The organism is Helicobacter sp. 13S00477-4 (genome assembly GCF_002272785.1).
Classification (GTDB): domain Bacteria; phylum Campylobacterota; class Campylobacteria; order Campylobacterales; family Helicobacteraceae; genus Helicobacter_J.
Map to the genome: position 1 here is coordinate 17,783 of NZ_MLAS01000008.1, position 18,584 is coordinate 36,366.

22 protein-coding genes are annotated in these 18,584 nt (G+C 32.7%); 13 read left to right on the plus strand and 9 right to left on the minus strand.

What is annotated here, in order from left to right:
- Nucleotides 1–133 precede the first annotated feature (133 nt).
- The 13 genes from BKH44_RS05050 to rimP all read left to right on the plus strand — a co-directional run bounded on the left by BKH44_RS05050 (nucleotide 134) and on the right by rimP (nucleotide 11,688).
- Nucleotides 134–793 carry a hypothetical protein gene (locus BKH44_RS05050; protein ID WP_180674116.1) on the plus strand — a complete coding sequence of 220 codons (660 nt, stop codon included), beginning with the start codon at nucleotides 134–136 and terminating at the stop codon, nucleotides 791–793.
- Entirely contained in the window at nucleotides 783–1,424 is a 642-nt protein-coding gene (locus BKH44_RS05055; RefSeq protein ID WP_095270734.1) for an outer membrane beta-barrel protein, read from the plus strand. Before BKH44_RS05050 ends, BKH44_RS05055 begins: the two co-directional genes overlap by 11 nt.
- Nucleotides 1,425–1,433: 9 nt before the next feature.
- The gene (locus BKH44_RS05060; protein ID WP_095270737.1) at nucleotides 1,434–2,381 is read left to right on the plus strand and encodes an outer membrane beta-barrel protein; all 948 of its coding nucleotides are present in this window, start codon (nucleotides 1,434–1,436) and stop codon (nucleotides 2,379–2,381) included.
- 63 nt (nucleotides 2,382–2,444) lie between these two features.
- Nucleotides 2,445–3,722, plus strand: coding sequence for a 3-isopropylmalate dehydratase large subunit (locus tag BKH44_RS05065; RefSeq protein WP_095270739.1), 1,278 nt, complete (start codon nucleotides 2,445–2,447; stop codon nucleotides 3,720–3,722).
- A gap of 15 nt (nucleotides 3,723–3,737) precedes the next feature.
- The gene (locus tag BKH44_RS05070; protein ID WP_095270742.1) at nucleotides 3,738–5,138 is read left to right on the plus strand and encodes a M23 family metallopeptidase; all 1,401 of its coding nucleotides are present in this window, start codon (nucleotides 3,738–3,740) and stop codon (nucleotides 5,136–5,138) included.
- Complete coding sequence (locus tag BKH44_RS05075) at nucleotides 5,139–5,693, plus strand: septum site-determining protein MinC (RefSeq protein WP_095270745.1); 555 nt, start codon at nucleotides 5,139–5,141, stop codon at nucleotides 5,691–5,693.
- Nucleotides 5,690–6,583, plus strand: a complete 894-nt coding sequence (gene lpxC, locus BKH44_RS05080; RefSeq protein ID WP_095270748.1) for a UDP-3-O-acyl-N-acetylglucosamine deacetylase — start codon at nucleotides 5,690–5,692, stop codon at nucleotides 6,581–6,583. Before BKH44_RS05075 ends, lpxC begins: the two co-directional genes overlap by 4 nt.
- Before the next feature lie 12 nt (nucleotides 6,584–6,595).
- A complete protein-coding gene (locus BKH44_RS05085) occupies nucleotides 6,596–7,078 on the plus strand; it encodes a tRNA threonylcarbamoyladenosine biosynthesis protein TsaB (RefSeq protein WP_143428307.1) in 483 nt (160 codons plus the stop codon).
- A 31-nt stretch (nucleotides 7,079–7,109) separates the two neighbouring features.
- Nucleotides 7,110–7,988 carry a homoserine kinase gene (gene thrB, locus BKH44_RS05090; protein WP_095270753.1) on the plus strand — a complete coding sequence of 293 codons (879 nt, stop codon included), beginning with the start codon at nucleotides 7,110–7,112 and terminating at the stop codon, nucleotides 7,986–7,988.
- A gap of 37 nt (nucleotides 7,989–8,025) precedes the next feature.
- A complete protein-coding gene (locus BKH44_RS05095; protein ID WP_257842600.1) occupies nucleotides 8,026–8,301 on the plus strand; it encodes a DUF448 domain-containing protein in 276 nt (91 codons plus the stop codon).
- Nucleotides 8,283–10,874: a translation initiation factor IF-2 gene (gene infB, locus BKH44_RS05100; RefSeq protein WP_095270756.1), complete on the plus strand. Its 2,592-nt coding sequence runs from the start codon at nucleotides 8,283–8,285 to the stop codon at nucleotides 10,872–10,874. Before BKH44_RS05095 ends, infB begins: the two co-directional genes overlap by 19 nt.
- Before the next feature lie 9 nt (nucleotides 10,875–10,883).
- The gene (gene rbfA / locus BKH44_RS05105; RefSeq protein ID WP_095270759.1) at nucleotides 10,884–11,234 is read left to right on the plus strand and encodes a 30S ribosome-binding factor RbfA; all 351 of its coding nucleotides are present in this window, start codon (nucleotides 10,884–10,886) and stop codon (nucleotides 11,232–11,234) included.
- A gap of 13 nt (nucleotides 11,235–11,247) precedes the next feature.
- Complete coding sequence (rimP, locus tag BKH44_RS05110) at nucleotides 11,248–11,688, plus strand: ribosome maturation factor RimP (RefSeq protein WP_143428308.1); 441 nt, start codon at nucleotides 11,248–11,250, stop codon at nucleotides 11,686–11,688.
- Between the two features lie 44 nt (nucleotides 11,689–11,732).
- Here rimP and xseA read toward each other — a convergent pair whose 3' ends face one another.
- The 9 genes from xseA to BKH44_RS05155 form a co-directional block, all read right to left on the minus strand.
- Nucleotides 11,733–13,010, minus strand: a complete 1,278-nt coding sequence (gene xseA, locus BKH44_RS05115) for an exodeoxyribonuclease VII large subunit (protein WP_095270765.1) — start codon at nucleotides 13,008–13,010, stop codon at nucleotides 11,733–11,735.
- Nucleotides 13,007–14,062 carry an RIP metalloprotease RseP gene (gene rseP / locus BKH44_RS05120; RefSeq protein ID WP_095270768.1) on the minus strand — a complete coding sequence of 352 codons (1,056 nt, stop codon included), beginning with the start codon at nucleotides 14,060–14,062 and terminating at the stop codon, nucleotides 13,007–13,009. The genes xseA and rseP overlap by 4 nt, the downstream gene beginning before the upstream one ends.
- On the minus strand, nucleotides 14,062–14,604 hold the full coding sequence (pgsA, locus tag BKH44_RS05125; RefSeq protein ID WP_095270771.1) for a CDP-diacylglycerol--glycerol-3-phosphate 3-phosphatidyltransferase: 543 nt from the start codon (nucleotides 14,602–14,604) through the stop codon (nucleotides 14,062–14,064). The genes rseP and pgsA overlap by 1 nt, the downstream gene beginning before the upstream one ends.
- Before the next feature lie 43 nt (nucleotides 14,605–14,647).
- Complete coding sequence (locus tag BKH44_RS05130) at nucleotides 14,648–15,316, minus strand: hypothetical protein (RefSeq protein WP_095270774.1); 669 nt, start codon at nucleotides 15,314–15,316, stop codon at nucleotides 14,648–14,650.
- Nucleotides 15,317–15,433: 117 nt separating this feature from the next.
- Nucleotides 15,434–16,195, minus strand: a complete 762-nt coding sequence (locus tag BKH44_RS05135) for an urease accessory protein UreD (RefSeq protein WP_095270777.1) — start codon at nucleotides 16,193–16,195, stop codon at nucleotides 15,434–15,436.
- Nucleotide 16,196: 1 nt separating this feature from the next.
- Nucleotides 16,197–16,796 carry an urease accessory protein UreG gene (ureG, locus tag BKH44_RS05140; protein ID WP_095270779.1) on the minus strand — a complete coding sequence of 200 codons (600 nt, stop codon included), beginning with the start codon at nucleotides 16,794–16,796 and terminating at the stop codon, nucleotides 16,197–16,199.
- Between the two features lie 23 nt (nucleotides 16,797–16,819).
- Nucleotides 16,820–17,503 (minus strand): urease accessory protein UreF, encoded by a 684-nt coding sequence (locus BKH44_RS05145; RefSeq protein WP_257842601.1) that lies wholly within the window; start codon nucleotides 17,501–17,503, stop codon nucleotides 16,820–16,822.
- The gene (gene ureE, locus BKH44_RS05150; RefSeq protein ID WP_095270784.1) at nucleotides 17,490–18,023 is read right to left on the minus strand and encodes an urease accessory protein UreE; all 534 of its coding nucleotides are present in this window, start codon (nucleotides 18,021–18,023) and stop codon (nucleotides 17,490–17,492) included. Before ureE ends, BKH44_RS05145 begins: the two co-directional genes overlap by 14 nt.
- Before the next feature lie 3 nt (nucleotides 18,024–18,026).
- The gene (locus BKH44_RS05155) at nucleotides 18,027–18,539 is read right to left on the minus strand and encodes an AmiS/UreI family transporter (RefSeq protein ID WP_095270787.1); all 513 of its coding nucleotides are present in this window, start codon (nucleotides 18,537–18,539) and stop codon (nucleotides 18,027–18,029) included.
- Nucleotides 18,540–18,584 lie beyond the last annotated feature (45 nt).

Genomic DNA, 18,584 nt, shown 5'->3' on the forward strand with positions numbered 1-18,584 from the left:
TTTGACAAAATAGATTTATTTTTTTGATGCAGGTTTTCAGTCAAAATACTCTAAATTTTTTTGTATGAAAACTAAATTTTATACAAAAATAGATAAAATCTCTATAATAGTTGTAAATTAAGGTTGGCAGATGATGCGACAAATTATTATTTTGATGTGTTTGTTTGCAGGTATGCTTTATGCTAGTGGAGAAGTTGATTATAATAAGCTTGATCCTTCCTATTACAGGTACCTCAAATTTTATCAAAAAACAAGTGATAAGGATATTGCTGAACTCATTGATAATATAGATCAAGCACATAAAAAAACAGGGCTTTTTTTGGGTATTAATATTGGGTATTTTGGTAATGATTTGGTTAGTACTGCTCAAAAAGATTATCTTTTTGCTTATGGGGCAAAATTTGGTTATCAGTCTTTTTTACCTTCATTTTTTGAAAAGCTTTTTTTACCTAATTATGTTGGTAGGAGATTATATATCCAATATTTTGCTACAAAAAGTAAAGAAGAATCTTTAGGGAAATTAAATTTTTCAAGTATCACCTTGAATGGAGATATGTTGATTGATTTACCAATTTGGCGTGGTTTTGGTGCTGGGATTATTGCAGGGATTGGATTGGGTAGTATGGTGCGTGGCTATAGTGCTAGCCCTGAGTTAAGTGCAATGCTGAATACAGGATTTGGTGTAACACTTTTTGGTCATAATCGTTTGGAGTTAGAATTAAAAATTATTACAAATAAGAGCATTGACTGGATGGGGACATTATTTACTTTGGGGTATCAATATGTTTTTTAGATATGTTCTAGGTTTTTTGCTTGTAGGTATAATTGGGCTTTATGCAGATGAGTCACAAAATCAAAAGAGACAAGTTTATATGCTCAAAGGACAACTTTATGAGCAAGAACAAAAAGTCAAACTTGCTGAGATATCTGAGCAAAAGAATGGTTTTTTTATTGGAGCAATTTTGGGTAATATTAATTTAAAGAGTACGCCTGCAGGATATCAGAATCTGCATCCATTGCTTTATGGATTCAGAGGTGGGTATCAAAAATATCTTAGGAATTATATTGCAGGTTTGAGGTTTTATGCTGAGTATTTGAGGGGTGATATGAAAAATGCGGATTATCAACTTGGGAGTGTCAATCTTGATTTGTTGGCAGATATTCCTTTGAATGAGGATAAGGCGTATTCTTTAGGTGCCTTTGCAGGTGTAGGGATGGCTTGGACAGCTTTTAATCAAAAGAGTGTTGGGAGGTTTTTGAATCAACTTGGAACAACGATAAATTTAGGTATAGCTTTGAGTCTTAATCTCAAACATCGTATTGAGCTTTCGATGAAAATTCCTCCAGTTAAGTTACAAGAAGAAGATTTGCGAGAATTCAGTTCAACCAATCTATATTTAATCAGTTATAATTTTTTGTTTTAAGGTGGAGATGTGAGACGATTTGTTTTTGTTTTATTGACAATGTTTGAACTAGGATTCACACAAGATAAACCTATTATCTTTTTAGCTGGACTTGAAGGCGAGATAAATACTCTCAAACAACAGATCATCAAACAAGGTGGTACTCCGCAGGATTTCTATCCAAATAAAACTTATATTGATTCGCGTTTCCCTAATGCCTCTGAAGAGAAAAAGCAAAAATTACTCCGTAAGTATGATAGTGCAGATGCAAAAAGTGGTGTTTTTATGGGGATTGATTTTGGGCAGGGGAATTTATTCAATGATTATATTGATGGCTATTATAATCAGACTGTGACAACTATAGATGATCTTAAAAAGCAAAAAACAGGAGTATTGAAATCCCCACTTAATACACAATCAAATCTTTTGATGTTTGGCGGGAAGGCAGGGTATCAAAGTTTTTTTAACCCTTATTTTGGAGCTAGGGTTTATGGGGATGTGATGCTTTCAAGTGGAGATATCAAAGATAAGAAAGATGGCAATAAAATAGGATCTTTGATTTATATGCTTGGGACATTAAATCTTGATTTGCTCTTAGATGTTCCATTGGATAAAAAGTATAAATATTTTGTAGGAGGGTATTTTGGTATTGGTGTTGGAGTGATGATATTGCTTGATAATGCAAATAAAAACAAAATGAAACTTTTAATGCAAGATGGTAATTATAGTAGCGATCATATTTTTTGGGATACTTTGTTGCAAGTAGATTATACTTTCAATACAGGAGTCTCATTTACTATTAATAGAAAAAATCGTATTGAAGTGGGTGCAAAAATTCCTTGGAATTTTTTGAGATTGGGACTTGAGAGTCCTGCAACTTATCATAGCATGAGTGGGGATTCTAAGACATTAGAATCTAAAGATATTCAATTCAAGCGATCTGTAATTTGGAATGTGAGTTATGTTTATGTATTTTGATTTGTATCCCATAAAAATGGCAAAATATTGTAAAATAAAATCAAAGATAATAGGAAGGCAATAATGAGAGCACAAACCATTACTGAGAAAATTTTTTCCGCCCATTGCAAGGATGATGTATATGCTGATGATATTGTCCAAACAGATATTGATATGATTATTGGTAATGATATCACAACTCCTCTTTCTGTCAGAGCATTTCGGAATGCAGGAGCAAAGGCTTTGGCGAAACCGGATAATTTTTGTATCGTGATGGATCATTTTATCCCTGCTAAGGACATTGCTTCAGCCAATCAAGCTCGGGTGAGTCGTGATTTTGCTAAAGAGTTTGGTTTAAAGAATTATTTTGATGAACGCGATATGGGTATTGAACACGCTCTTTTGCCTGAAAAAGGTTTGGTTGTGAGTGGGGATGTTATCATTGGGGCAGATTCTCATACTTGTACTCATGGGGCTTTGGGTGCATTTTCTACGGGGATGGGTAGCACAGATTTAGCTTATGCAATGATTACAGGTAAAAATTGGTTTAAAATCCCTCGATCTATCAAGGTAGAATTTATTGGTAAGCCTGCTGATGGAATTTATGGAAAGGATTTGATATTAGAAGTTATACGACAGATTGGAGTGGATGGAGCATTGTATCAAACTCTTGAGTTTTGTGGTGAGACGATTAGCTATTTGAGTATGGATGATCGTTTTTCATTATGCAATATGGCAGTAGAGGCAGGAGCAAAAAATGGCATTATTGCTGCAGATGCAATCACAAAAGATTTTTTTGAAGAGAGAAAACAAGCTAATGGCAATTTGCGTACCCAACCAAAATATTATTATTCTGATGTTGAGGCAAAATATGAGCAGGTTATCAGTATTGATACTAGCAAGCTTGAGCCTATCATTGCCTATCCTTTTTTGCCTAGCAATGGTAAGCCAATCAGTCAAGCAGTCAAAGATGAATTAAAGATTGATCAGGCTTTTATTGGTTCTTGCACAAATGGTCGTTTGAGTGATTTGAAAATAGCTGCAGAGATACTCAAGGGGAATAAAATCCATCCGGATATTCGTCTTATTGTTACCCCTGGTACACAAAAGATCTATAAACAAGCTCAAGAGCTTGGTTATATTGATATACTCATTGAAGCGGGTGCATTAGTTTCTAATCCAACTTGTGGAGCTTGTCTAGGAGGCTATATGGGCATATTAGGTGATAATGAACGTTGTATTTCTACTACTAATAGAAATTTCATTGGCAGGATGGGTGCAAGGACTTCAGAAGTTTATTTAGCTAATTCAGCAGTAGTTGCAAAGAGTGCGATAGAGGGTAAAATATCAGATCCAAGATAATATAAAGGGGGAAAGATGAGATTTAAGACTTTTGTAAAGCTGTTTTTGTTGATAGTTGTCATTGTGGGGGTATATATTATTTATAATGCGAATTTTTTTGAGAGGAATTCGCCTAAAGTTAATGTCTATATGTCGGTCAATAAAAAACAAAATGTTGCCTTAGATACTCAAGCTTATTGGAATCCTAGCAAAGAGATTTATGTTCATGCTAGTGATGATAGTGGCATAAATACTTACAGTATAACAGCTACAACTCCTGATGGTCTGGTTGTTGTTGACAAAAAAAATGAGACTATTTTAGATAAACCTAAGGAATTTACTTTTTTGCTTCCAAAACCTGATATTAAACTTGCTGATGGGGTAAAATTGCATTATAAAATCTATATAAGAGATTGGAGTAATGCGAATTTTTTTAGTGGAAATGTTACTGTAAGGGATTTGGATCTGATTGTAGATACTCAGGCACCTATAGTTAACATCGTAGCTAATTCGTATAAAATTAGCTACGGAGGGAGTGCATTACTCATTTTTAAGGTCGATGATAATAGTATTGAATCTATTCGCGTAAGCAATGGAGAAGATGATTTTAAAGTTTTTCCTTTTTTGAAATCAGGTTATTATGCTGTGATTTTGGCTTGGCCAGTGCAAAATAATTTTTTTAATGGAACCATCACTGTTTTGGATAAAGCTTACAATCAAAAACGAGTTTCGATCCCTTTTGTCAAAGATTTGAGTGTACGTTATCGATATTCTAGTATCAAAGTTAAGGATAGTTTTTTGAATGGCAAACTCAATGAACTTGTCGATACAATAGGTGAACGTGATCCTAACAGTTTTGCTAATAATATAGAAAAATTCAAATATGTTAATGAAACGATCCGTCAAAGGGATGAAGAAACTATTTATGAAGCATCTAGTAATGTTGATTATACGACATTAACTAAGCCTATTGAATTTGCAGCTTTTTTGCCACTTAAGGGCAGTGTGGTTGTGGGGAATTTTGGCGATCATCGGACTTATTTTTTTGGGAAACAAAAAATCAGCAAATCTTTGCACTTGGGTTTGGATATAGCGAGTGTTAGGAATGCTCCTATTATTGCTTCAAATCCAGGTAGGGTTGTTTTGACTGAATTGTTAGGGGTATATGGGAATACAACAATTATTTATCATGGATTTGGTTTGGCTTCTTTGTATTCACATATGTCGAAATTTTCACTCAAACCTGATGAGGAAATTACTTCAGGTACTGTGATTGGATTCACAGGCCAAACTGGATGGGCATTTGGCGATCATTTGCATTTAGGGATTTTAGTGCAAGGACACGCTGTGAGAGATGTAGAATGGATGGATCCAAAATGGATTAAGACAAATATAACTGATATTTTCACTAAAGCAAAAAATATAATTGAGGATTAAGTGGTTAAGACAAGGCAAAAAAATATCAAGGTTTTTGAATTCAGTGGAGCAAATACCACCGAATATATTGATTTTATTAAAAAAAATTTTATCCTTTTGAAGGATTATTTATTGGTGTTCAGGGAACAGATTGATATGAACCTCAAAGAAATGCTTGAAGAACTCAAAATAATTTATATTGTAAGTGAAAATGACATAAAAGGCAGAGAAAATAATCTTTCTAAATTTACAATTCAAAAAGAGCCTACTCGTATATACTCAAGGAGTATTCGAAGTGGTGAAGAGATAGAAAGTGTTAATGAACTTATATTCCTCAATAATGTAAATAATGGTGCTAGAATTTTTTCAGAAAGCAATATTAGTATATTTGGAAAATGTGAGGGTATAGTAGAATGTGGAGGAGAGTATTTGATGTTAAGAAAGGTTGTGTCAGGTTATATTATTTTTTGTGGAGAGATTTTATCAACTGAAGTGATTGAAAAAATAAATTCAAATGACTCAATAAAAATAATTACAAAAGTTGGCGATAGTATATCTATAAAGGAAATCAAATGAAGCAAAGAACCATAAGAAAAAAAGTCGAATTGATTGGTATAGGTTTACATAAAGGCGTGCCGGTAAAAATGGTTTTGGAACCATTAGAGGCTAATAATGGGATTGTATTTTATCGTAGCGATGAAGGTGTGAGTATCCCAATGAAACCAGAAAATATTGTAAATACCACAATGGCGACTGTGTTAGGTAAAGAAGGTGTGCAAATTTCTACTATTGAGCATTTGCTTTCTGCTGTGAATGCTTATGGGATTGATAACCTCAAAATATCTGTTGACAATGAAGAAATACCAATAATGGATGGGAGTTCAATAGCTTATTGTATGCTTTTAGACGAGGCAGGTATTGTTGAACTTGATGCTCCAAAAAAAGTTTTACAAATCAAAAAACCTATTGAAGTTAGGGATGGAGATAAGTTTGTCAGGGTAGAGCCTAGCAATCAAATGGTATTTGATTTTGCTATAGATTTTAAACATCAGGCCATTAAAGAGCAAAAATATAAATTTGTTTTCAACCAGCAGTCTTATAAAGAAGAAATAGCACGTGCTAGGACATTTGGGTTTTTGCATGAGGTGAATTATTTGCGTTCAAAAGGTTTAGCTAAGGGAGGAAATTTGAGTAATTGTATCGTTCTTGATGAAAGTGGTATACTCAATAAAGAAGGTCTGAGGTATAAAGAAGAGTTTGTTCGCCATAAGATATTAGATGCTATTGGAGATATGGCTGTCTTGGGTATGCCTTTGATGGGGAGTTATATTTCTTTTGCAGGTAGTCATAAATTGAATTCTTTGTTAACACAAAAGATTTTTTCTCAAAGCGATGCTTATGAAATACTCATCACAGAAAAAGGTGAAACTCAAGATGCTATTGAGTTTGTCAAAGAGATTGAATAGGATTTGATGGGTATGGATAAAAAAGTTGATTTGGTTTTACTCTCTATTCATACTCCAATAAAAGTGGGTATTTACAAAGATAAAAAACTTCAAAAGAGTTTTTTATCTTCTAAAAAAACAGGCGATGGTCTTATTGAGTTATTTTCTGAAATATTTTCTTATTTAGAAGGGTTTGATTTACAAATAGAATCTATTTTTTATGCTAGAGGACCAGGTAGTTTTACTGCACTCAAGCTTACGCATATTTTTTTGCATACTTTAGTTTTGAGCAAAGGAGTTAAATTATATTCTACTGATAGTTTTTATTTCAATCAAAATATGCCGATAAAAGCTTTTGGGAATAAATTTTTTGTGTGTACTGAGCATCGTGATAATATTGAACTTAAAGATATTGGAATGGAAGAAATTGAAGATTGTTTTATTTTACCTGAGGAAATTTGCCCTGAAGCTTTTGATACACAAAATACCCCGCTTTATATTTTGCCTCCAGTTTAAGATATAATGAGAAAAAAATTTTAGGAAACAAATGACAATCAGTGTTCCTGCTACAAGTGCGAATTTGGGACCGGGTTTTGATTCTTTAGGCTTGAGTCTTGATTTTAGGAATTATTTTGAAATCACACCTTCAAATTTTACCAGTATACAAATAATTGGAGAAGGGGAGGGTGTGCCAAAGTTTTTGATAGATAATATGTTTGTGAAAATATTTAAGAAAACTTTAATAGATTTAGGTATGCCTGAGAGTGAATTTCGCTTTTGTTTTAAGAATAAAATACCTGTTTCAAGAGGATTAGGGAGTAGTTCTGCTGTCATTGTAGGGGCTATTGCCTCAGCTTTTGAGTTTGCTGGGAAAGGATTGGATAAGGAAGCGATTTTGAATGCTTCTTTAATGTATGAATCTCATCCAGACAATATAACACCAGCTGTTTATGGTGGATTTAATGTAGCTATTGTTGAACAAAAAAAAGTTTATTCGCTTAAAAATGAAATTCCAAAGACGCTTAAAGCTGTTATTGTAGTACCAAATCGTTCTATTTCTACCAAATATTCTAGACAGGCTTTGCCTAAAAGATATTCGACAATAGAATGTGTATTTAATCTTTCACGATCTTCTTTGATGGCTATGGCTTTTTCTCAACAAAGATGGGATATTTTAAGATTAGCCAGTAAGGATAAACTCCATCAGGAAAGAAGGATGAAGTATTTCCCGATTTTATATTCTGTCCAAAAAATCGCATTGAGTAATGGCGCATTGATGAGTTCGCTTTCAGGCAGTGGTTCTTCTTTTTTTAATCTGTGTTACTTTGATGATGCTCCAAAATTAGCTGCTATTTTTAAGAAAAAATTTCCACCTTTTAGGATTTATATTTTAAATTTTGATAATGAAGGCGTAAGAATTGAGTAAGAATAAGCTAATTTTGGTATAATGATAGGTAAAAATAGTGGAATTTAAAAGATTTTCATCTAAAAATGCTATTAGGATGTGTATTTGTTGCAGGAAACGATTAAAACAAAAAGAGCTTTTTAGACTCAAGACACAAAATACTAAGATTGAATTATTTGATGGGAATGGTAGGAGTTTTTATATATGCAAAGAATGTTTTGATAGCGATAAAATCGTGATGAGTTTGATTAAACTTAAAAAAACCCCCAAAGATAAAAATATTATCAAAGAGCAGGTAGAGGAGATTAGAAGTAAATGGCAAAAGTTAGATTAACTGAGATAGCGACTGAAGCAGGTAAAAGCTCTAAAGAGGTCTTGGAAAAAGCAAAAGAAATGGGCTTAGATGTTAAAACAGTTTCAAGTGGTCTTAATGATGAAGAGGCTGCTAGTTTATATGAATATATCACCACAGGTATTAATAATCTAGCTCAAAAAACTTCTCTTAAAGTTAAAACTCCTCCAGTAGAAGCAAAAAAATCAGCTCCTAGAGTTCCAAAAACTACTAAAAATACCAAAAAAGAAACTAAAGTTTCGAAAGAATCTCTAAAGCCTGTTGAAGAAAAATCTGTTGAAATTATCCAAAAGCCTATAGAAGAAAATATTGACAATATTGAATCTCAAATAGAAAATCATGTAGGTGTTGCTAGGAGGATGGGGATTCGTATTGTAAAAAAAGGTAATGAGGAAAAATCCACAGCATCAAGTGAAGTAAAAAAATATCAATATTCTCCATCTGCACAAGAAATGCTTGAGGGGCTTAGGAATGATGAATCCATAACGCCAAAAAAATCTAAAAAGCCACAGAAAACAAAGGCTTTAACTTCTCATAAACACAAAGAACAAAAGATAGATATATTAGGAGAGCGTGTTTTAAAAGAGATTGATGAAGATGAAGAGCAAAATGAAATTATGCTTTTTGATTTACACCAACAAGATATCCGTGATGAAGAGGAAGAAAATCAAGTCAAACAAGCCATTACTGATAGGATAAAAGTCCATAAGAAAAATCCATGGATGAGTGATGGTAGCATTAAAAGGAGCACCAAAAGAAGAAAACCACCAAAACAAGATAACAATATTAAAGTTGCTCAAAGTGTTATCAGCATTCCTGAAGAGATTCGTGTGTATGAATTTGCAGATATTGCAGGTAGAAATTTGGCTGAGGTTGTTAAGGTATTGTTTAATTTGGGAATGATGGTTACAAAAAATGATTTTTTAGATAGAGATGCAATAGAGATATTGGCAGATGAGTTTAAAATAGAAGTTTCAATTCAAAATACTTCTGAAGAGCTTGAATATATTCAAGACCAAGAGCAAAATCCTAATTCAATGCAAGAACGTCCACCTGTTGTTACTATTATGGGGCATGTCGATCATGGTAAAACTTCGCTATTGGATAAAATACGAAATACTCGTGTGGCGAGTGTTGAAGCTGGAGGAATAACACAACATATTGGTGCGTATATGGTAGAAAAAAATGGAAAATTAATTTCTTTTATTGATACGCCTGGACATGAAGCATTTACAGAAATGAGGAGTAGAGGAGCTCAGGTTACTGATATTGCTATTATTGTAATAGCTGCAGATGATGGCGTCAAACAACAAACCATTGAAGCACTCAATCATGCTAAAGCTGCAGGAGTGCAAATTATCATTGCTATGAATAAAATGGATAAGGAAAATGTTAATCCAGATAAGCTTAAAGCAGAATGTGCAGAGCTTGGATTCAATCCTATTGATTGGGGTGGTGAATATGAATTTATCCCAATTTCAGCAAAAAGTGGAGAAGGCATTGAACATTTGTTAGAAACTATTTTGGTTCACGCAGAGGTCATGGAACTTAAAGCAGATCCTAGTTCAAGTCCAAAAGCTGTTGTCCTTGAGGGTAGTATTGAAAAAGGTCGGGGTCCAGTAGCTACACTTATTGTTCAAAATGGCACCTTAAGGGTTGGAGATTCTATTGTTGCAGGGACTGCATTTGGTAGAGTGAGGGCTTTGATTGATGATCAAGGTAAAAATATTGATAAGTTATTGCCATCGGGTGTAGCTGTCGTTACTGGATTATCAGAAGTTCCAAGTGCTGGTTCGATACTCATAGGTGTGCACAATGATGCTATAGCTAAAGAATATGCACAAAAAAGAGCTACATACTTGCGTCAAAAAGAATTGAGCAAGACAACAAAGGTATCTTTTGATGAACTTTCTCAAATGGTGGCTAAAGGACAGTTAAAATCTATCCCTGTTGTGATAAAAGCAGATACTCAAGGGAGTTTGGAAGCCATCAAGGCTAGCTTAGAAAAGCTTAATAATCAAGAAGTCCAAATCAATATTATTGGGCTTGGGGTGGGAGGAATCACTGAGGGCGATATTGCGTTAGCGGCTGCGAGCAGTAATTCTTTAATATTGGGTTTTAATGTTAGACCTACAGGAACAGTGAAATTAAGAGCAAAAGAATTAGGTGTGGAGATTAAAACTTATTCAATTATTTATGGTTTGATTGATGATACGAAAGCTTTGATTTCTGGACTTATGTCTCCATTGATTGATGAGGAAAACACAGGTCAGGCTGAAGTTAGAGATACTTTTGTGATTTCAAAAGTTGGGACAATCGCTGGATGTATGGTCGTTGATGGTGTGATTGCAAGGGGTATAAAAGTTCGTTTGATACGCAATGGTGTGGTTGTCCATACAGGTACAATTGCCTCTTTAAAACGTTTCAAAGATGATGCCAAAGAGGTTTCTAAAGGATATGAATGTGGGATTATGCTTGAGAACTATAATGATGTTCATATTGGGGATGTATTTGAAACTTATAAAGAGGTTCAAAAAAATCAAGTTATTTTATAAGGTTTTTTGATGGATAAGAGTATTCGTTTGCAAAGGACAGAATCTATTTTAAAAGAAATCTTACAAGAAGCACTTTGCAGTCTTGGTGATATTAAAATTAATGGTTTGAGTATTGTTAGTGTCAAATGTTCAAAGGGTAAATATTATGCCGATGTATTTATCCATCCAGATTTTTATAACACAGAAGAAAAAAGACAAATTTTATCAGGTCTTAAAAAAGCTGAAAGTATTTTAAGAGAATATGTTTTGAATGCGAGCGGATGGTATAAATGTCCAAAATTAAATTTTGAATTTGATGATACTTTAGAACGTAACAAAACTCTTGACAAAATCTTTGCTCAAATCAATAAACAAAAATAATACGAGAGTAAAAATGATCCCTGAAGAACTTGAAGAAAAATTAGACAAACTTATTGATTCTGTAGGATGCTATCTTTATGATATTGCTTTTTTGAAAGAAAATAATACAGATATTTTAAGGATAAGCATATTGGCAAAAAATGGTAACACAACATTAGATAAATGTGAAGAAGTTAGCCAGCTTATTTCGCCAGTGTTGGATGTTTATGATCCTATCAATATTCAATATACTTTGGAAGTAAGTTCGCCAGGCATTGAGAGATTATTGAAAACTTCTAAGCATTTTGAACTTTCTTTAAATGAAGAGGTATTGGTAAAAACAGATGAAAATGAAATATTTGAAGCTTTTATTAGAAAAGTAGATGCTAAAGGTGTGTTTTTTGAGTTCAATAAAGAAGAAAGATTTTATCCTTTCGAAAGACTAAAAAAAGTCAAAACTATCTTAAGGTGGTAATTTTTCTCAAATATTACCTTTTGTCTTAATTTTAATCCATAGATTCATGAATTATTGCTCAAGTTTTCTGATTGGATTACTTGTGCTTTGAGCTGGATTTCTGTATCAATAATCTCAAATATGTCATTTGTTTGTAGTGAACTCAGTGGTGTGATTTTACCATTATATAGGATTTGTGCATAACCATCTTTGATGAAATTTTTTGGGTTTTTGACTTCTAAGGAGAGCTTTATTTCTTGGAGTTTTGTTGCTTTTATGTTTAAAAAGTACTCTAAACTTGATGCTAAATTGAAGCTAATTAGGATTTGTTTTTTTGTATTCAATAAATTTTGGCAAGCTTGTTGAAAGTAATTTTTTAATTCCAAAATTTCATTTTTATTTTTTTGGAATTTTACTTCATAACTGATTTGTTTAAAATTTTCTTGGAGAGTTTTGATTTTTTGTTCAGATATTTCTAATAGATTTTGTATTTTATCAAGTAAAAAATCTTGAATTTCATCAATCCTTAAAAGCCATTCTTTGCTGTCAGGTAAAATCATTTCCATGCATGCTGAGGGGGTAGGAGCACGCAAGTCAGCTACAAAATCACTGATGACAAAATCTATTTCATGCCCTACTGCAGATACAATAGGGGTTTTGGCATTGAAAATAGCATCGGCTACCATTTCTTCATTGAAAGCCCATAAATCTTCAATGCTTCCACCACCTCTACTGATGACAATAATATCAAAAGCTTGTTTGCTACTATAAAAGCTATCTGCATATTGTAAATTTTTTGTAATATCGTATTTTGCTTCTTCGCCTTGCACTAGAGTATTGATAACACTCAGTGCTGCTAAAGGCCATCGATTTTGTGCAACGCGTTTCATATCTTGAATAGCAGCTCCTGTGGCAGAAGTAATTAGGGCTATTTTTTTTGGGAATAGGGGGAGTTTTTTTTTGTGTTTTTCGTCAAAATATCCCTTATCTTGAAGTCTTTTTTTTAGTTGTTCATAGGCTAAATTGAGTACGCCTATACCACTAGGTTGGATATTTTTGCAGATGATTTGGTATTCTCCCCTAGGCATGAATACATTCAATCCACCATAAATAATAACTTTTTCACCCATTTTGAGTTCAAATTTTAAACTTGAAGCATTTCCTTTAAACATCACACAACGAATAGAAGAATTTTCATCTTTGATGCTGAAGTAAATATGCCCGCTGGTATGTTTTGTAAGGTTACTGATTTCTCCTTCTACACTTACATTTAAAAAAGTCGTTTCTAATAGGGACTTGATTTGGGTATTTAGTTGAGTGACATTTAAGATTTGTTGATTCATTTTATCGCCAAGCGATGGATATCATTATATACTCCTAAGCCCATGAGTGCTAGTAAAAGTATCCAGCCAAATATAGTGAGGTAATAAAGGCTTGTTGGAGAGATTTTTTTGCGGGTGATGAATTCATATAAGTTAAATAATATTTGTCCACCATCCAAAGCGGGGATAGGGAATAGGTTTAAAACCCCAAGATTTACAGAAATAATTGCTACTAGGCTCAGCAAAACAATCAAATCATTTTGACTTGCCTTTGAAATAAAACCGACAATACTGATGACTCCCCCCACTTCATTTACGCTTACAACTCCAGAAAAAATTTTTTCAATACTTTGTAAAATCAATTTGCTTGATTTCCAAGTTTGATTGAAAGCATAATCAATAGAATCTCTTAAATTGTATTTGACCAAACCAATATCGCCATTCGCAACAATGCCGATAAAATTACGTTCTATTTTTTCGCCAAAAATATTTTTAGAGTTTGCTTTTTTGGGTTCTAGTGTTGTTTGTAGTATTTTTGTATTTCTTTGGAATATTATTTGGAGAGGTCCTTTAGTTTTTATCACTGCTTCGTTTAATTCAAGCCAGTCGTGAATTTTTTCTCCATTGATTTTTAGTATAATATCTTCTTTTTGCAGACCACTTTTGGCAGCAGGCATATCTTGCTGGATTTCTCCGATGATGGGTAAAATCGTTTTTTGTCCAATTAAAGCTAGAGTCATATAGATAATGAAGGCTAATAACAGATTAAAAAAAGGACCTGCTAAGAGGATACATATTCTTTTTAAAGGACTTTTTTTTGTGTAGCTATCTTTATCCTCATTTGATATGAGAGGATTGATATCATCTTGACCTTTTAGTTTGACATAGCCACCAAGTGGGATAGCTGAAATTGCGTATTGAGTACCTTTATATGTTTTATATAGGATTTTTTTCCCAAATCCAATGCTAAAGACCTCAACTTTTACTCCAAAAGCCTTAGCAATTAAAAAATGACCCAATTCATGGAAAAAAACCAAAAAAGATAAAACCAAAAAAGCAATAATAATTGACATTATTTTATACTTTTATAATATCTGATAGTATAATCAGTGCCTGAATAAAGAGTGATAAAAGTTGCCAACCATAATAAAATCTCTCCACCTTTGAAAAAATCTGCTAGTAAAAAAGCAATCGCTAGGATTTGGATACCTGTTTTGTATTTTCCTAGCATGTTAGCTGCAATAGTTTTTCCACTGCTTGCGACTACGACTCGAAGACCTGTGATAAAAAATTCACGACTTAAAATAATAAAAACTGCCCAAGCATTTGCTCTATCAACAATTAAAAGACCAATAAAAGCAGATAATATCAGCATTTTATCTGCCAAAGGATCAAAAACTTCTCCAAAAATAGATTTTGAGTGATAAACCCTAGCAATATAGCCATCAAAAAAATCTGTCAAAGAGGCAATGCAAAAAATCAAACAAGAAAAATAATTTATCCAGCTTTTGTCTACCCATGTCGGGAGGATATTTTCTCCATTAGTTAAAAATATAAGTAAAATGATTGCTAAGAATATTCGTGAGATAGTCAAGATATTTGGTAAATTTTTCAAAATCTAACCTTTTGGTTTAGTTTGGTAGGTATTACTGAATTTGTCATGATATCTTGTAGCTGATTTGTTTGAGCCTAAAAAAGCCACTTATAAAAATCAAAATACCTATTATTATCCCTAACATTGAAATGGTAAATAGTAAAGAAGATATTGTAGCATTTAATGAAAATAAAATATTGGCAAAAATAGCTATCAAAATAGAAACTAATATGATTTTGAATCCTTTGATGAAAAAATCATCTTTGCTCAAAATGCTGAGTTCTAAAGACATTTTATAACCCCAATAAATATTAAATGCTATGTAAAATAATCCAACAATAAATAGACCTCCTAAAAATATAAAATTGTCTTTAGAGTTTGATAACAATGTTGGCTCAAGGTCATTTATATTCAAAACCCAAATCCCAAAGAATAACTTGAAGCCTATCATTGAAATCAAAGTGAATATGGCTGTACTTATGATGAGCAACATATAGTATTTGAATAGATTTTGGTTCCTGCCTAGTTTGGAAAGTTTGTAAAATCCAGAAATATTAAGTGTAAGGAATAAAGCTGAAAGTAACCAAGAGAGTGTCCACCAAAAAGTAATATGTGGTAAAAAAAGTGAAATTCCTCCATTTAAAAAATACAATAAAATGCTTATGATTAAAAAGTTTTTTGCTATTTTGAGTTCAGGTGTATTTTCGACATTCAGGGTAATGATTTGATTCATTTTCACCTTTCTTAAGTGTGTTTAGAGTTTATGTTAGAATTTTATCTAATTTTGAAGATTTTTGTGAAAGTAAAGGGCTTGTATTTTTGAGTGTAAAATAATCTAAAAGATTATGGTTTATTTAGCAATCTTTTCACGCAAGAATAGTAAATCTTCAGAGTTTTTTGATAAGGCTTTGATGCAAAATCCTCCTGTTTGAAGCTCACTGATACCGATATTTAGATTTGATTTTATGATGGTTTCTTTGAGGTATTCTTGAGGTATTTGATTTCCTATGATGATAAGATTTAAATAATGAGTATAGTTATCAAATAAACACACGTTGTTTAGTTCGATAGTTTTTGGATCTAGTAGGGTATTGTCAAAAAATATTGGTTTATTTTCTTTGTAGATTTTAAGTTTGGAAGAAAAGTTTTTAAAAGCAAATATTTCATCGCGACTGGTTCGACCAGCTGTGATGATTTCGCTATAAATTAAATTAGAATTTGTTTTTAAATAGATAGTTGTAGAACCTCTAAAATCTGAATTAGCAAAGGGAATGATTGGCAAAGGAGAAAAATCAAAGGTTGCATTATTTGCAATTTTGATTTGGGTATTTCTTGAGGCAAAGCCTTTTTGTGTGTTGTGAATTTTTTCAAAGCTTTGAGATGTTAATTTCACTTTACAATCTTGTCCAATATCAAAATCCATTTCTTGATGATCCCCTTCCATCAATCCCGCACTGACAGAAATGAGCATTATATTGGCAGTATCGTCTTCATAAAAAGGCGACATTAGTTTGAGGGGTGGTGTAAAAAAAGTATCTTCAATGATACATTTTCCATTGAGACCTATTTTTGTTTTTAGAGAAAGTTTTGTTTCTTGGGCATAGTTTGTCATTTTAGTCCTCTAGTAAGGCATTTTTTTTGATCCAAGAAATAATCTTGTCTAGCCCTTCTTTGGATCTGATATTGCTAAAAATAAAAGGTTTTTCGCCACGCATTTTTTTTGAATCCCTATCCATAACTCCTAAATCTGCACCGACATAAGGGGCTAAGTCAATTTTATTGATGACAAGTAGATCAGAACGTGTGATTCCTGGTCCTCCTTTTCGAGGTATTTTATCTCCTTCTGCAACATCAATCACAAAAATTGTAAAATCTGCAAGCTCAGGACTAAAAGTCGCAGATAAATTGTCTCCACCACTTTCAATGAGTATAATTTCAATATCAGGGAATCTATGTACCATTTCTTCAACTGCTTCAAGATTCATCGAAGCATCTTCACGAATAGCTGTATGTGGGCAACCTCCTGTTTCTACACCAATAATACGTTCTCTTGGCATTATGGAATTTTTACTCATAAATTCAGCATCTTCTTTTGTATAGATATCATTAGTGATAACACCTATACTGTAATCATTAGCCATTAACCTTGTGAGTGCTTCAATTAAGGCTGTTTTTCCACTGCCTACAGGACCGCATATTCCAATTTTTACCATATTATTATCCTTTTTGTTTAATTTTAAGACATATAAAGTCGAGAATACAAATTTTCATGTTGCATTGCTTTGATATCATTGTGAATACTAGAAGAACAAAGGTGATTTTCTTCTAAATATTTCAATCTTTTGAGGATTTGTTCAAATGTTTTTTGAAGCTCTAATAGTATTTTTTGCCCATCGTTTTGAGAAAGAGGGATGGTTTTGACGCAATTAGTGACCATATTTGAGCTTTGTGCATAGAGATAATGTTTGATAGTGATATCAAATTCTATACCCATACATGCACAAAATACACCATAAGCAGTTGAATGTGTTGGGAAAACTGTGGCTTTTGTATATTGATTGAAAAAAAGTTGAATATCTAAAGGTAAAACCGCTATTGTTTTGAGGAATCTGGAGCCAAGTTTTTGATTTGCATTGCGTAATTCAGCAGGAGAAGTTGAAATACAAATCAATTCTTCAATATCAAGTACTTTTTTTAAATCTTCTTTTAGAGCGAATTCATAAACAAATTTGAGGCTTAAAAGTTCTGTATAGAGGAATTGAGTGCATAGATTAGCGTGTAAATATTGGAGTGCAGAATCTTTATCCTTGACATTACCTTTTTGTATATAGCTCTCTAATCCGAAAGAGTGAGTATAGCTTCCAATAGGAAAAAGTGCGTCATTAATCTGTAAAATCAAAAAATCTTTATTGGTTGCCAACATTTTCTCCTGTGATGATGATTTGTAGATTTGGACTTTGATGTATTTTGAAATTGGGTTCGGTATGAACCATACTGATATTGATACGTTCAGAGGCGTCTAGTTTTGAATTTAGGATAACATTTTTGATAGCTAGTTTATCAAATAAGTCTTTGATAGGTTTTTCAAATGGTGTCTTAAATTCAAACTCATTTTCGCCAAAAAATAAAGCTGCATGGCGATTCCCAATTTCATAACAAATTTTTGCAACTTCTATTGTATTGGCTGCATAAATGTGTATAGTTTCTGTGGGTAAAATATTAATGGCAATCACTTCATTTTCTAATTTTTGAAGGATGTCGCCTTGAGATAAGCCTATTTTTGGATATTTTTCTAACCTCATCATTATTTCTTTGCCATTGCGAGTTTTCCAACGAGCAATTTTTTTTCGTGTGTCATACCATTGCAAATCAATATAATCAATTTGCAATGCAGAGATATTTAAATCTTTAAGGTTTCCTTGAAGCTTTGTGATGGGCATTTATCAATACCAATAACCAGTAATGATGAGCCAAGCAGGAATCCAAGCAGTAAAAATACCTTCAAAAATAGCCAAATAAGGAACCCAAGGTAATTCTTTTTTTAGGACAGTTTCAATCCAGCCTGTAAGCCATAAAATTCCCCATAAAATCCAAATGATGGCAAACCAAAATCCTTCTTCAGTCCCACTTTGATAGCTTAAATAAGCTGCTGGTATTGCATTAATAGCTACAAAAAGACTATACCAGCCATAGGGTCTCCAATCAAGATTATAAATATTATTGACAGCAACAAATAGATAAGTGAAGCCAAACAATAATCCAGTAGCTGCAGCATATAAATCAGTGAGATTGTTTTCAAAATCTCCATGTACAATCACAATGATATTGGCAATGACAGAAAGTAGACCTGCAAATATATTCATTACCGCAGCACTTTTGCCATCAGTTTTCATTAATCGACAAAATCCATTATTCATCAATACAATAGCAACATACATTAATACGAGTCCTAACATTAATTTATCCTTTTTGTAAATTTTTTTTACCCCCTAATGGGGGAG